Annotated in this window: 11 protein-coding genes; all 11 read right to left on the reverse strand. The window is 67.2% G+C overall.

Going from position 1 to position 13,515, the window contains the following annotated elements:
- Window positions 1-65 precede the first annotated feature (65 nt).
- The 11 genes from GORHZ_RS22420 to GORHZ_RS22470 all read right to left on the reverse strand — a co-directional run bounded on the left by GORHZ_RS22420 (window position 66) and on the right by GORHZ_RS22470 (window position 13,509).
- The gene (locus GORHZ_RS22420; RefSeq protein WP_006337257.1) at window positions 66-1,364 is read right to left on the reverse strand and encodes a helicase-associated domain-containing protein; all 1,299 of its coding nucleotides are present in this window, start codon (window positions 1,362-1,364) and stop codon (window positions 66-68) included.
- 70 nt (window positions 1,365-1,434) lie between these two features.
- Window positions 1,435-2,688 (reverse strand): HNH endonuclease, encoded by a 1,254-nt coding sequence (locus GORHZ_RS22425; RefSeq protein ID WP_006337258.1) that lies wholly within the window; start codon window positions 2,686-2,688, stop codon window positions 1,435-1,437.
- 251 nt (window positions 2,689-2,939) lie between these two features.
- Window positions 2,940-4,271 carry an FMN-binding glutamate synthase family protein gene (locus GORHZ_RS22430; RefSeq protein WP_006337259.1) on the reverse strand — a complete coding sequence of 444 codons (1,332 nt, stop codon included), beginning with the start codon at window positions 4,269-4,271 and terminating at the stop codon, window positions 2,940-2,942.
- Window positions 4,272-4,438: 167 nt separating this feature from the next.
- Window positions 4,439-5,131, reverse strand: a complete 693-nt coding sequence (locus GORHZ_RS22435; RefSeq protein WP_006337260.1) for a GltB/FmdC/FwdC-like GXGXG domain-containing protein — start codon at window positions 5,129-5,131, stop codon at window positions 4,439-4,441.
- Window positions 5,119-6,024, reverse strand: coding sequence for a class II glutamine amidotransferase domain-containing protein (locus tag GORHZ_RS22440; protein WP_006337262.1), 906 nt, complete (start codon window positions 6,022-6,024; stop codon window positions 5,119-5,121). Before GORHZ_RS22440 ends, GORHZ_RS22435 begins: the two co-directional genes overlap by 13 nt.
- Window positions 6,025-6,058: 34 nt before the next feature.
- A complete protein-coding gene (glnT, locus tag GORHZ_RS22445; protein WP_006337270.1) occupies window positions 6,059-7,405 on the reverse strand; it encodes a type III glutamate--ammonia ligase in 1,347 nt (448 codons plus the stop codon).
- Window positions 7,406-7,628: 223 nt separating this feature from the next.
- Window positions 7,629-8,978 carry an ammonium transporter gene (locus GORHZ_RS22450; protein WP_006337287.1) on the reverse strand — a complete coding sequence of 450 codons (1,350 nt, stop codon included), beginning with the start codon at window positions 8,976-8,978 and terminating at the stop codon, window positions 7,629-7,631.
- Window positions 8,979-9,036: 58 nt separating this feature from the next.
- Window positions 9,037-10,062, reverse strand: coding sequence for a heme-dependent oxidative N-demethylase family protein (locus GORHZ_RS22455; RefSeq protein ID WP_006337288.1), 1,026 nt, complete (start codon window positions 10,060-10,062; stop codon window positions 9,037-9,039).
- Entirely contained in the window at window positions 10,059-11,051 is a 993-nt protein-coding gene (locus GORHZ_RS22460) for a PDR/VanB family oxidoreductase (RefSeq protein WP_006337289.1), read from the reverse strand. Before GORHZ_RS22460 ends, GORHZ_RS22455 begins: the two co-directional genes overlap by 4 nt.
- A complete protein-coding gene (locus GORHZ_RS22465) occupies window positions 11,048-12,580 on the reverse strand; it encodes a heme-dependent oxidative N-demethylase family protein (RefSeq protein WP_006337290.1) in 1,533 nt (510 codons plus the stop codon). The genes GORHZ_RS22460 and GORHZ_RS22465 overlap by 4 nt, the downstream gene beginning before the upstream one ends.
- The gene (locus tag GORHZ_RS22470; RefSeq protein WP_083877407.1) at window positions 12,577-13,509 is read right to left on the reverse strand and encodes a PDR/VanB family oxidoreductase; all 933 of its coding nucleotides are present in this window, start codon (window positions 13,507-13,509) and stop codon (window positions 12,577-12,579) included. Before GORHZ_RS22470 ends, GORHZ_RS22465 begins: the two co-directional genes overlap by 4 nt.
- Window positions 13,510-13,515: the final 6 nt, after the last annotated feature.

Consider the following 13,515-nt stretch of genomic DNA (forward strand, 5'->3'; position numbering starts at 1 on the left):
CGAGGCCGGACTCACAGATGTCGATGCGGAGTTTTCATTGAGTGAAAGTCAGCGGAATCTGGTCGTCAGAGGGCGTACCCGAGTCTGAGCAGCGCGGTGCGGAATTTGGACTCGTGCTCGGCCGCGACACCGAGGTGTCGATCACCGAGCGGGCGGCACAGCGAACGGAGCGTGCGGTCGCGCGCTATCAGCAAGGCGACGGCCGGATCGGCGCACTCGATGACCCGGAGATGTCCGAGGTCGGCGAGTTGAGCGCCGCGCCGGCGGACATCGTCGATCACGGTGGTCAACGTCGACGGCAGTGCGCGGTCGGTCCGGTCGGTCAGGAAGGTGGTGAACTCGGTGAGGTCTCGGCCGGCAGCGAGCGCTGCGGTCAGGGTGGCCGCCGACACTGCCCAGGTGTAGTCGGCGGTCTGTGTGGCGAAGGCGTTCATGGTGAGCCGTTCTGCCGTGCTGATCTCGTGGGTGACCACGATGTCGAGGTTGGGCAGTATGGTCAGCGGCGATGTCGCTGTGGTGTCGTCGCCGGTCGGCTCGAAGGTATCGGCGAGGCCCAATGCGTAGGCGCCCAAAGGCGTGAGCCGTATCGCTCGCAGGCCGTCGTATCTGCTGAGTGCGTCGATGTAGTCGCTGCCCCAATTGTCGTAGTAGTCGTTGCGGGCGCCGATGGGATTGCGGTAATCGAGATCCACCAGGCCCAACGTGCCGGCGTACTCGAAGGTCACCGCCAGGGTGTAGCGCCCCTCGAGCAGCGACCAGCCGTGGTTGTCGGCGTACCCGAAGCTCCCGTACTCGGGGTCGACGAGGTAGAGCCTCCACAGGGCCCGTTCGCTGCGCGCGATGGTGGGATCGAGATGCTTCCGGCGCATGGTGGAGAACAGGGTGTCGATGTCTATCCACTCACCGGGCGGGCACGTGGCCAGCCCCGCGGCGACCGTCGCGCGGCGGGTCTTGACCGCGCTGAGCACATTGGTCGCGCGCTGCCCCTTGATCGTTTCGATGCGGCTGAACTCGTCGATCGCACCGTGGGTGAGCCAGCGGCGCCACAGGTCGCGGATGACCTCGGCGGGCGGTTTCCTGAGTGCAGCACGACCTTTCGGGCTCAGACTCAGTCGAGTGCCCTCGAGTTTGGCCATCCCGCCGGACTGGATCAGAAGCGGCCAGGCGAACGCCGCGATCGGGTCGAGCAGGTAGAAGTCGCCATTCACCAAATGGCTTACGACGGTCTCCACCGTCGCCGCGGACGGCCGCGCGGTCTTGGCACTGCACTTGAGCTGACCGGACGCGCACAGTTCCAACACCGCTCGCAGATTGGTCAATGCCTCCTGCTCAGTCAGCCGCACTTCACGGGCGTCGTCGGCCATGCTTCATCCTCACTCACCTGCAGCCGGGAAGTTCGCGTTCATGATGGCACGGGAAGTCACCATGCAGAACTCAGGCCACCGCCAACCACTGGTGGAATCGGATCTCCGCCCGACTGATCTCGCCGGGCCGGTAGCCCACCGCCGCCGGCGCGGTGGTGCTGTGGCAGTCACCGGTCGGCGTGGTCACGTTCATGGTGTGTCCGCGGTCCGACCTGTACGCACGATAGATCCAGCCGGGCATTTCCTTGGCACGGTTGTGCGTTCGGCAGCAGCCATCGGCGTTGTCGACGTTCGTTGCGCCGCCGTCAGCGTGGGACTTCGCGTGGTCGATCTCGGCGATCACGTTGCCGCAGTATGCGGTGCGGCACCATCGGTCGCGCACTCGCACCAGATGCGCCAAGCCCTTCGGGAAGGCGCGGGCGCGTGACTCCATGGAGACGAGTGTGCCGTCCTCGGGCCGGGCGAACAGTCGTCGCAGCGTGGCCTCGGTCTCGGAAAGATCGAGTCCGTCGACGATCATCTGTCGCGCGATGGCGGCAGGAATCGGTCCCTGCCCCGGGATCTCGGCGACCTCGTCGTTGAGGCCCAGAAGGCTGTCGGTGGAGACGACCTGTTTCACCGCAACCGGCACGGCCTGCGCGGTAGCCTGTCCGGTGACTCGTTCGACGAGTGTGTCGGCCATGATCTGGTCACGGGTACGGTCGTCGCCGCCAATCACGCTGTCCGCGTGCCGTTTCAGTGCCGCGTATACCGCGACACCCTGCTTCATCGGCAGCAGCGCAGTGACATTTGCCATCAGGTCGGGCGCCGGTCGACTGGTGACGCGACGATGCTTCTCGGCCTTGGCCGCCCGCGCGACCACCGCATGCGGATCGAGTTCGTAGGCGTGCTTCTTGGTGTCGGCATCGATTTGCTTGTCGCTCTTGCCGATCAGCGACTCGGGCCGGGCGCACATCCGCCGGTCGATCTCCTCGCGGGCCTCGCGTGTGAGGTATCCGGTTTCGCGGACCAGGATGGTGGCGCGCCATTCGGTGAGGACACCGGACTGCAACGCCGCGTAGGTGTGGGGCATCTCGTTCATGGCTCGGGCGAATCCGAGATACTGGGCACCCTTCTGCGGGGAAGCCTTGCGCGCCAGACCGATCTCGGCCGACAGCCCACGCCCCTGCCGCGCCTTGGGGACCTTACGTGCGACCTCGTCGGCGTTGCGCAGTTCGTCGAAGCGACCGGCCTCGCGGGCCTGTGCTGCGGAGGCCGCGGACTTGATCTCCTCGAGAACAGTCAGGCGTCGAGCCGCCTGCGATTCGGTATCGGCTGCGGGCATCTCTACCAATTCGGTGATCAGAACCCGCAGATCATCATCGGTTGCCAGTATCGGAACCACCCCCCAAATAGTGTGTCGAACACATGTTCGAGTGTACCAAAGGTGATGTCTACCAGCAAGGTTCAGGCCGGGGTACCTACGGGACCTCCGCGCCACGATGACGAAAGACTCCCACCTACACACAGGATTCTGTGTGTAGGTGGGAGTCTCATGTGATGCGTCTCAGCGCACGTTCGCAGACGTCTGAGCGGTCATAGCCCAGTCCCTGGAATCCACGAGGTGCCGGCCAGCGGGACCCGCGCCATCGCGGCGGCCTCGATCGAGATCGCGACGAGGTCCTCCGGCTCGAGATGCTGCAGGTGAGCCTTCCCGCAGGCGCGGGCGATGGTCTGGGCCTCCATGGTCATGACGCGCAGGAAGTTGGCCAGTCGGCGACCGCCCTCGACGGGGTCGAACCGTGCCGCGAGCTCGGGGTCCTGCGTGGTGATCCCGGCCGGGTCCCGACCATCCTGGAAGTCATCGTAATAACCTGCGGCCGAGCCGATCTTCTCGTATTCGGCGGCGTGGCGCGGGTCGTTGTCGCCGAGCGCGATGAGCGCTGCACTCCCGATGGCCACAGCGTCGGCGCCGAGCGCCATCGCCTTCGCGACGTCGGCACCGTTGCGGATACCGCCCGAGACGATGAGCTGAACCTCCCGGTGCACACCCAATTCCTGCAACGCCTGCACGGCCTGCGGGATGGCGGCCAACGTCGGGATTCCGACGTGCTCGATGAAGACGTCCTGGGTCGCCGCGGTGCCCCCCTGCATGCCGTCGACGACGACGACGTCGGCGCCGGAGTGCACGGCGAGCTTGACGTCGTAGTAGGTGCGGGTGGCACCGACCTTGACGTAGATCGGCTTCTCCCAGTCGGTGATCTCACGCAGTTCGTTGATCTTGATGGCGAGATCGTCGGGACCGGTCCAGTCCGGGTGCCGCGACGCGCTGCGCTGGTCGATGCCCTCGGGCAGTGTGCGCATGGCGGCGACGCGCTCGGAGATCTTCTGGCCCAGCAGCATTCCACCGCCGCCCGGCTTCGCGCCCTGCCCGAGCACCACCTCGATGGCGTCCGCGCGCCGCAGGTCGTCGGGATTCATACCGTAGCGCGACGGCAGGTACTGGTAGACGAGGTGCTTCGACTGCCCCCGCTCCTCCGGCGTCATTCCGCCGTCGCCGGTCGTGGTGGAGGTACCGACCTCCGACGCACCGCGGCCGAGGGCCTCCTTGGCGCGGCCGGACAGCGCACCGAAGCTCATGCCCGCAATGGTGACCGGGGTGTCCAGGTGCAGAGGGAATTTGGCATTGCGGGTGCCGAGCACGACATCGGTGCCGCAGCGCTCCCGGTACCCTTCGAGCGGGTAGCGGGACATCGATGCGCCGAGGAAGAGAAGGTCGTCGAAGTGCGGAAGCTTACGCTTGGCGCCGCCACCGCGGATATCGTAGATCCCGGTGTCGGCAGCGCGCTGGATCGCGGCGATGGTGGTGCGGTCGAAGGTGGCGGACTCACGCAATCCGCGTTGTTCGACGCTCAGGTTGTCGGTCATGGTGTTCTCCGTGGGTCGTGGTTCGGTTTGTCGCAGTGGTGATCTCGATACGCCTCCGCCCCGCTGCGCTCGTAGGTGGCCACTCGATCAGCGGGAATGGACCCCCCGCTGGTCGAGTAGCCGCGACGAAGGAGCGGCGTATCGAGACCACTCGACGCAAGCGAGGCTCAGTACGCAGCCGAGTTGTCGACGTGGAAGTGGTAGAGCTCGCGGGCCGAGCCGTAGCGCGTGTACGTGCGGGGGTCGTCGTCGCCGAAGCCCGCCGCCTTCAACAGTCCGGCGAGTTCCTCGAGGTGCTCGTCGCGCATCGGCTTGGCGATGCAGTCGGCCCCGAGCGAGCCCACGTCTCCGCGGACGTAGATCCGCGTCTCGTAGATCGAATCACCTAGTCCGTCACCGGCATTGCCGCGGACGACCAGCCGCCCGGCCTGCGCCATGAAGGCGCTGTTGTGGCCGACATTGCCTCCGACGACGATGTCGACGCCCTTCATCGAGATGCCACAGCGGGCGGCGGCGTCACCCTCGACGACCAGCAGTCCGCCGTGCGCGGTCGCACCCGCGGACTGCGACGCGTTGCCCTTGACGACCACGGTGCCGCTCATCATGTTCTCGGCGACACCGGTGCCGGCGTTGCCGTTGATGATGACCTCGGCCTGCTGGTTCATCCCCGCTGCGTAGTAGCCGACGTGTCCGTCGATGGTGATCTTCACCGGGGCGTTGACCCCCGCGGCCACGCTATGCGCGCCGGACGGGTTCTCGATGAGGACCTCTCCCGAGATATCTCCGTGCAGAGCGGAATTGACCTCCCGCAGCGGCGTGGTGGCGAGATCGAATGTGTGATTGGGGTTCAGCGTGTCCATGCGTAGACCACCTCCGGCTCGGGTTCCCAGATACGGGCGTTCTCGACGCCGGGAAGGTGTGCCAGGGCGCGGTATTCGCTGGCCATGGCGACCCAGTCGTCGGTTTCGGCGATGACCGCCGGCTTGCAGGCGATGGCGTCACGCACCACCGCGAAGGAATCACGATTCGACACGAGCAGGGTGTAGAAGCCGTCGAAGGTCGCGCACAGCTCCTTGAGCGCGGTCTCGATGTCCTTGCCCTGCGCGAGCTGGTGGGCGACGAAGCGGGCGCCCACCTCGGTGTCGTTCTGGCTGTCGAATTCGACTCCGACGGCACGTAGTTCGCGGCGTATCGTCGCGTGGTTGGAGAACGATCCGTTGTGCACCAGGCACTGTTCCGGTCCGACCGCGTACGGGTGGCAGCCCGACGGGGTCACTGCCGACTCGGTCGCCATCCTCGTATGGCCGACGCCCTGCCAGCCGCTCGCGCCGGCCAGTCCCCAGTTCTCGACGAGGTCGCGCGGTGCGCCGACGCCCTTGAGGACGGCGAGGTCCTCACCGAAGCCGGCGACGAGAGCCTGCGGGAAGACGCCCTTGGTCGCGGCGAGCAGTTCCTCAGCGGTGACCTGCGCGCTCAGCTGAAGGGTGTCGTCGACGAGCTGGGCGGCGACCTCACCGCCGAGGGCTCCGCTGACGGCCGCGGCGGCCTCGCCGAGACCCTCGACACCGATGCCGGTCTCGAGCAGCGAGACGCATCCGTGTCCGGCGGGCGACCAGGTGGGGTCACCGTAGACCGCGATGCCGGCCGAGTCGGCCCCCCGGTCCTGCATCTCGCCCAGCATGCCGCCGAGGAGTTCCCCGAGTCGGGGATAGAGTGCGGGGTTGCGCAGGTGCAACCCGACGATTCCACACATGGTTCTTGGTTCCTGTTCTGTCGAGAAGGTCTGTCTAGAAAGCGGTCAGATAGCTGTCGATCTCCCACGGGGAGACCGCGGAGTGCCACGCGAAGAACTCTTCGCGCTTGAGGCGGGAGAAGTACTCCGACACGGCAGCGTTGCCCTGCGGCCACTCATCGGGCATCGCGGCGTCCAGCACGTCGACGACCACCGGATCGGCATCGAGGGACTCGACGGCGTGCAACAGGGTCAGCGGCAACGAGTCGATGTGTTCGGGGCATCCGCCGATCGCCCCCGGATCGAGGCTGCGCTTGATCCCGTCCAGGCCTGCACCCAGTGCCGCGGCGATCGCCAGGTAGGGGTTGGCCGAGCCGTCGCCGCCGCGCAGTTCGACGCGCTGGTCGTCGGGAATGCGGACGTAGTGGGTGCGGTCGTTGCCCCCGTAGGTGGGACGACGCGGCGCCCACGATGCTCCCGACCGGGTCGCCGTGGCACCGGTCCGCTTGTACGAGTTGACCGTTGGGGCCATCAACGCCTGCAGGGCACCCGCGTGCTCGAGCACGCCGCCGACGAAGGCGTAGGCGGTCGGCGACAGGCCCAGTCCGCGCTCGTCCTCTCCGGGTGCACCGGGGAAGACGGGGGCGCCACCTGCGGTGAGCGACAGATGCAGGTGCAGTCCGGAGCCGGTGCGCTCGGCGAAGGGCTTCGGCATGAACGTGGCGATCATGCCCCGCTCGGCGGCGATGGTGGAGAGCAGGTAGCGCAGCGTGATGACGCGGTCGGCGGTGGTCAGCGCCTCGGCGTACTTGAAGTTCTGCTCGAACTGCCCGTTGCCGTCCTCGTGGTCGTTGGCGTAGTTGCCCCAGCCGAGCTGGTTCATCGCGGTGGACACCTCGGTCAGGTGCTCATACATCCGGGTGAGGCCCCGAACGTCGTAACAGGGCTGATCAGAATCGTCGGCGTCGTCGGCGGTGACCAACGAGCCGTCGGCGGCGCGCTTGAGCAGGAAGTACTCGACCTCGGCACCCACCCAGGGTTCGAAGCCGGCGTCGGCGGCCTTCGCGATGAGCGACTTGAGAATGTTGCGCGGGGCGAACGGCCACGGCTTGCCCTCCACGTAGGGGTCGCAGTGGACGATCGCGAGCCCCTCCTTGATGAACGGGATCGGAGTGAACGAGGCCGGGTCCGGGATGGCGATGAGGTCGGGGTCCTTGGGTTCCTGCCCGATGGCACCCACGGCGTACCCGGCGAAACCGACTCCGTCGGTGGCGAGTTCGTCGACGGCCTCGGCGGGCACCAGCTTGGCGCACGGCTTGCCCCGGAGGTCGACGAACAGAGCCAGGATGAAGGTGGTCCCGTTGGCCGCGCAGAGGTCGGCGAGGGTGTTGCGGTCGGTCATTTGTTCTCCGATACGGTTACTGGTCGCGGTCGGCGTGTTTTCTGTTGTGAAACATTGTCTACAGCTAGTAGACCTCCAAGATATTTCGAACGCGTTACATCGCGGTGATCCCCGCGTATCCAACTGCGCGGTGGATGCATGTCGCATATGGCCACTGACCTGCAGAAATGCCGAATCGGGGGCCCACCGGCGACGGTGAACCCCCGATCGATGCACAGGATCGCTAGTGAGACGCCGTCACCGGCTCCGCGTGTCCGTGCGCGACAGACACCGCCCTCGGCGCCGGCGTCGTCGTCAGGCCCGGGGCATGCCCGACACCCGCGGCAGGGATCTCGTAGGCCGACTCGGCGTGGATAGTCGCGTCCAGGCCACCGACCTCGGTCTCCTCGTCGACGCGCAGACCGATGGTCTTGTCCAGGGCCTTGGCGATGAGCCAGGTCATCACGAACGAGAAGGTGCAGGTGATGACGATGCCCGCCAGTTCCCGCCAGAGGATGGCGATGTCTCCGCCGAACAGGATGCCCTCGATACCCGCCGGCGCCGCATCCGATGCGAACAGGACGATGCACAGGGTGCCGACGATGCCGCCGAGGCCGTGGACGGCGAAGGCATCGAGGGTGTCATCGACGGCGAATCGGGACTTGAAGCTGAGCGCGAACGCGACCACCCCGGCGGCGATGATGCCCACGCCGAGCGCGCCGAGCGGGCTGACCGCGTTCGCCGACGGGGTGATGCCGACGAGGCCGGCGACCGCGCCGGTGATGACGCCCAGGGAGGTGACATGTCCTTCCCGCAGGCGCTCGATGGCGGCGAAGCCGATCATGCCGGCGCTGCCTGCGAGCAGCGTGTTGAGGACGACGTACTGGGTCAGGAAGTTGGCGCCGCCCGCGCAGCTGCCGTTGAAGCCGAACCAGCCGAACCAGAGGATGCCGCCGCCGAGCAGCGCCATCGGCACATTGTGCGGGCGTTCCATCCGCTTGCGGCGCGCCCCGAGCACCATGGCCAACGCCAGCGCCGCGACACCGGAATTCATGTGCACCGCGGTGCCACCGGCGAAGTCGTGGATACCGATGTCGTTCAACAGGAATCCACCGCTGTAACCCTCACCATCGGCGGCGAAGACCCAGTGCGCGACGGGGAAGTAGACCAGCGTCAGCCAGATCGGCGCGAAGACCAGCCAGGCGGAGAACTTCATGCGCCCGGCGGCACCGCTGGCCACGATGGCGACGGTGATGGCGGCGAACAGGATGAACCAGGCGGCGATGTAGAGCACCTGGATGCCGCCGGATTCGTCGTCGGTCAGGTGGTTGCCGAGCCCGATGTAGTCGAGCGGGTTGCCGATCAGCCCCCAGTCGTTCACCGATGGTCCCGACACGAGCCCGTAGCCGAACAGGACGTAGAGCACGCTGGTGATGCCCAGCGTAACCATCACCATGGTCATCATGTTGAGGACGTTGCGTGCCCCCAGCATGCCGCCGTAGTAGAGGGCGAGGCCGGGAAACATGAGTAACACGAAGACAAATGCCGCAAGCATCCACGCCAGATCGGCGTGCGCGGCGAGAACCGTTTCCATATCAGTGTTCCTTGCGTTGGGTGACGGACAGCGTCGGATCGTCGGGTGGAGTTGGGCGTCAGTGCCCGCGGAGGTAGGCGACCACGTCGTCGCGGTAGTCGAAGAAGCCCTTGTAGGCGGCGATGGGTTCGGGCAGTGTCTCGATGACCGTCGCCAGCTGCTCGGCCCACTCCGGGATGGCTTTGACCTCGGCGAGCGAGGCCATGAAGGTGCGGATGTTGAAGGTGACGGCACCCGTCATGGGCAGCCTGATGAAGTGTTCGAGTTCGATGCGCAGCCGGGAGCGCCCGAAGTCCTTGTCGGCGAGCATCGCCGGGATGTCGCCGGCCCACTCGGGCAGCTCCTCGAGGCTGACGTCGAGTTTGTGTGAATCCGACGCCGACAGCGTCCAGTTCACCCGCCGGTACACCTGATCGGCCGGGAGACGACGCAGGAACTGTTCGGCCCGCGCCACGACGCCGTCGCGGATCAATCCCGGTACCGGAGCATGGATCTCGTACATGTCCATGCCGACGTCGAAGGAGACCGACCAGGCCGCGGCGAAGGTGACCGCCCCGGCGTCGAAGTACAGCCGTCCGTCGCGTTCGGTGACCAGCAGCAGATCGTCGGGCACCTCACGGGCGAGGAAGTCCAGCGGCCCACGTGGCAGCGAATCGTCGTCGGCGAAGACGAAGAACTGATCGGTGCCGAGAAGGTCATTGCGCCAATGGAATCGGCCGTCCGGGTATTCGGTCAGCGTCATCACGTCCGGGTAGGAGGCGTCCAGGTCGCGCAGATAGTAGAGCAGTAGATCCCAGCACGCGAGTTCCATACCGTGCCGGACCTTCACACGATGCGGGTCGGCGTCGAGGATGCGACGACGGTCCGCCATGATCGTGGGATACTCGGCGCCGCCGAGGTCGACAAGGTGTCGGCCCCACTCGCCGCCGCGGGTACGGTGGGGTACCCGAGCGGGTTCGACGTTGACGCTGTAGGCGAACTCCTCGAGTTCGTCGGGGAACGGCCACGGCAGATTCGCGAGGTGATCGACCCGGCGGTCGAGATCGCCGGCCGCGGTGTTGATGTCTGATCCGGTGATGGTCACAGATCCACCTCGATGTCCTGGCCGCGGGACACACAGCAGAGCATGCTGTCTCCGGCGGCGCGCTCGTCGTCGGTCAATACGAAGTCGCGGTGTTGCACCGTGCCGCCCCGGACCGGGATGCGGCATTCACCGCACACTCCTTGGCGGCAGAGGTTGGGCACCGGTCTCCCGTGGTCGAGGAGCCGTTGCAGCAACGACACCCCGGCCGGCACATCGATCACCTCACCGGTGCTCGCCACCGTCGCTCGGAACGGCTCGCCGGGATCCTGTTCGGGAGCGGTGAAGCGTTCGAGATGAACTCGAGGCGAAGGCCATCCGGCGGTGGCCGCGATCTCCTGGTAGGTCTCCAGCATGGGTGCGGGCCCGCACGCGTAGGCGTGCGTACCCAGCGGTTGGGCGCCGAAGCGTTCGGCCAACACCCATCGGGTGTCGTCGGGCCCGGAGACCTCGAAGAGTCCGATGCCGGGCGCCTCGGCCAGGTCGCGGAGCTCGGTCAGGTGGGCGGCGTGCCCGGCTCGGTAGGAATACACGATGTCGGCGCTGCCGCCCCGTCGGGCGATGGCGCGGGCGTGGGACAGAATCGGGGTGACGCCGATGCCGCCGGCCACCAGCAGGGCGTGCCGCTGGTTCCAGACCGGGCCGAACATCGACCGCGGTCCCTCGACCTCGACCACGTCACCGCGGGAGATGTTGTCGTGCAGCCAGTCCGAGCCGCCACCGGCCCCGCGGCGCAGGACCGAGATGCCGTAGCTCGTCGGCAGGATGCCGTCGTCGACGAGCGAATAGGCATTACGGTGTTCCCCGGCGCCGACGATCACATGGCTGCCGGGCTGATACGGGGTCAGCGGTGCGCCGTCGACGGGCACGAACCGGAAATGGGTGATCTGACCGGTGAGCGCGGTGACCTCGACGACACGCATCTCCCGTGGCCCGGTCTCATACCCCGCGTGCAGGTGGGCCGTAGCGGGCCGGTCGACGATCGCGGTCATGACGATTCTCCTGCGTCGGACGCGGAGGCGAGAAAGCTTCCCCGCGCGGCGGAATGGTGAGTGTGTACCTCGATCGACCGAGAGCAGCCGGGGCAGGTCAGCACCTGACCGGCGGCGCCGACGATCCGGAAGGTGTCACGGCAATGCGCGCAGTAGACCGGCAGATCGGTGGTGTCGGTCACGAACGCGGACAACTCCTGTCCGAGCGCCCCGGCCTCGCGGGCCGCGGCGAGCGCGGTCAGCACGTCGTACTGGCCGCCGACGATGTGGATGCGGACGCCGGTCGTGGCGGCCTCGAACGCGTCCGCGAGACTCGCGCGATCGGCATCCTCCGTCAGCGAGTCGAGCACCGTCAGCCGGGTGGGCCCGACCTGTTCGGCGGCAGCGATCCAGTCCCGCGACACCTCGGCGATACGCGGGCCGTGGCCGATCGCGACGATCAGAAACGAGGTGCCCGCGGTGTCGACGGGGTCCGGGACACGCGGCCAGATCGGCATACCCTGCTCGGGCTGCGGGGTCGGCTCGGCGCGCTGTGCGGCCGCGCGCAGCCACTGCGCCGCACGCTCTTTGTACTTGATGATCCCCTTGTAGTCGGCCATGTCGTCGGGCAGTTCCGCGAAGACCTCGGCGGCCCGCGCCCGCCACGGTTCGACGCCTGCGAGGGTTTCCAGCGGCAGCATGTAGGTGCGGATGAGGAACATCACCGCACCGGAATCCGGAAGCCGGATCAGGTGCTGCACCTCGACGCGCAGATGGACCAGTCGCCCGAACGTCTCGTCGTCGACGTGCCGGATCATGTCCCGGTCGGGGCCCCATTCGGGATAGCGTTCGGTCGAGACGTCGAGTCGGCGTCCGATGGTCAGCGTCCAGTTGGTGCGGCGATAGGGATGATGGGGCTGCAGCCGCTTGATGAACTCGTGCGCCCGGGTGATCACACCCTCGGCACGCACGCGCGGAACGGGACCGTGGATCTCCAGGAAGCTCATCCCGACGTCGAAGCCGAAGCTCCAGTCGGCGGCGAAGGTGACCACCCCGGCGTCGGCGAAGAGCTGGCCGTCACGCTGATCGAGCAGGACGACGTCTTCCTGGATCTGCCCGCAGATATAGCCGAGCGGATCGATGGGCAGGGTGGTGTCGTCGCCGTAGACGAAGCACTGCTCGATGCCCAGAATCCGGTTTTCCCAGTGCCATTGGTCACCGGAACCGATCAGCCCGAAGTCGTCGGGGTATGCCGTCGACAGTTCCCGCATGAGCGTGAGCATCGCGTCCCACGTCGCCGGTCCCATATGCGGCAGGACGGCGTGGCGGGTGGGGTCGGCGGCGAGGACCGCGGCGCGTTCGTCGAGTTCGTAGCGGTACTGGGCGTCGATGTCGATAACCCGTTCACCCCACTGGCCCGCGGCCGTCGTCACGATGTGATCAGCCGGTTCCACGTTGGTGCTGTAGCGGTAGGTGTCGTCGACGAACGGGAACGGGAAGCCGCTCACCGTGGCCGCGTCAGTGTCGGGTGAGATCGGTGCGATGGTCACAGCGAGACCTCCAGGGTGGCGCCCTCGCAGGCGCGGGATACACATGGCATGAAGGCGTCGCCGGCGCGCTTCTCGTCGTCGGTCAGGTACAGGTCGCGGTGCAGCGGCTCGCCGCCCGACACCGGGATTCGGCACTCCCCGCAGACACCTTGGCGACAGCGGTTGGGGACGCGGATGCCATTGCCCTCCAACGCCTCGAGCACCGAGACACCTGATGGGACGTCGATGGTCCGGTCCGATTCGGTGAGTCGTACGACGAAGGGGTCGCCGGCGTCGAGCGCGTCGGCGCCGAAGCGTTCGAAACCTATGCGCGATTCGGGCCATCCGGCCGCCGCCGCGGTCGCGACGACGTGGTCGATCATCCCGGCGGGGCCGCAGACGTAGAGGTGGGTGCCGATCGGTTGATCGATCAGCGTGGCGGCGAGTCGTCGGGTGAAGTCGTCGGGGGCGGTGAACAGCTCGGCGGCCCCACCGGCGAGGGCGACGACGTCGTCGATGTGGGCGCCGCGCCCTTCGCGGAAGGTGTAGAGCACCTGCACCTCTCGGCCCCACCGGCGGGCCGCCCTCAGGTGCGACACGATCGGCGTCACCCCGATGCCGCCGGCGATGAGCAGATGCTTCGCGGCGCGCGCCGCCGGTGCGAACGCGCTGCGCGGCGGCTCGACCTCGACGACGTCACCCACCGCGAGGTCGTCGTGAATCCACCGCGATCCGCCCTGACCGTCGGCGACACGCAGCACCGAGATCGTGTACGACGACGGCGCGACACCGTCGCAGGTGAGGCTGTAAGCGTTGGACCGGTCGCCGGCGGACACGATGAGGTGGCTGCCGGGTACGAATCCGGGCAAGGTCGCTCCGTCGGGATCGACGAAGGTGATGCTGCGGATATCGACTGCGGCATCACGGATCTCGGCCACCTTCAGCAGCATGGTGGT

The sequence above is a fragment of the Gordonia rhizosphera NBRC 16068 genome, from assembly GCF_000298195.1.
GTDB classification, from domain to species: domain Bacteria; phylum Actinomycetota; class Actinomycetes; order Mycobacteriales; family Mycobacteriaceae; genus Gordonia; species Gordonia rhizosphera.

What these genes read in the sequence shown, in the direction of transcription:
- GORHZ_RS22420 (WP_006337257.1), bottom strand. Translation starts at nt 1,364, where the DNA reads ATGGCCGACGACGCCCGTGAAGTGCGGCTGACTGAGCAGGAGGCATTG.
- GORHZ_RS22425 (WP_006337258.1), bottom strand. Translation starts at nt 2,688, where the DNA reads ATGCCCGCAGCCGATACCGAATCGCAGGCGGCTCGACGCCTGACTGTT.
- GORHZ_RS22430 (WP_006337259.1), bottom strand. Translation starts at nt 4,271, where the DNA reads ATGACCGACAACCTGAGCGTCGAACAACGCGGATTGCGTGAGTCCGCC.
- GORHZ_RS22435 (WP_006337260.1), bottom strand. Translation starts at nt 5,131, where the DNA reads ATGGACACGCTGAACCCCAATCACACATTCGATCTCGCCACCACGCCG.
- GORHZ_RS22440 (WP_006337262.1), bottom strand. Translation starts at nt 6,024, where the DNA reads ATGTGTGGAATCGTCGGGTTGCACCTGCGCAACCCCGCACTCTATCCC.
- glnT (WP_006337270.1), bottom strand. Translation starts at nt 7,405, where the DNA reads ATGACCGACCGCAACACCCTCGCCGACCTCTGCGCGGCCAACGGGACC.
- GORHZ_RS22450 (WP_006337287.1), bottom strand. Translation starts at nt 8,978, where the DNA reads ATGGAAACGGTTCTCGCCGCGCACGCCGATCTGGCGTGGATGCTTGCG.
- GORHZ_RS22460 (WP_006337289.1), bottom strand. Translation starts at nt 11,051, where the DNA reads ATGACCGCGATCGTCGACCGGCCCGCTACGGCCCACCTGCACGCGGGG.
- GORHZ_RS22470 (WP_083877407.1), bottom strand. Translation starts at nt 13,509, where the DNA reads ATGCTGCTGAAGGTGGCCGAGATCCGTGATGCCGCAGTCGATATCCGC.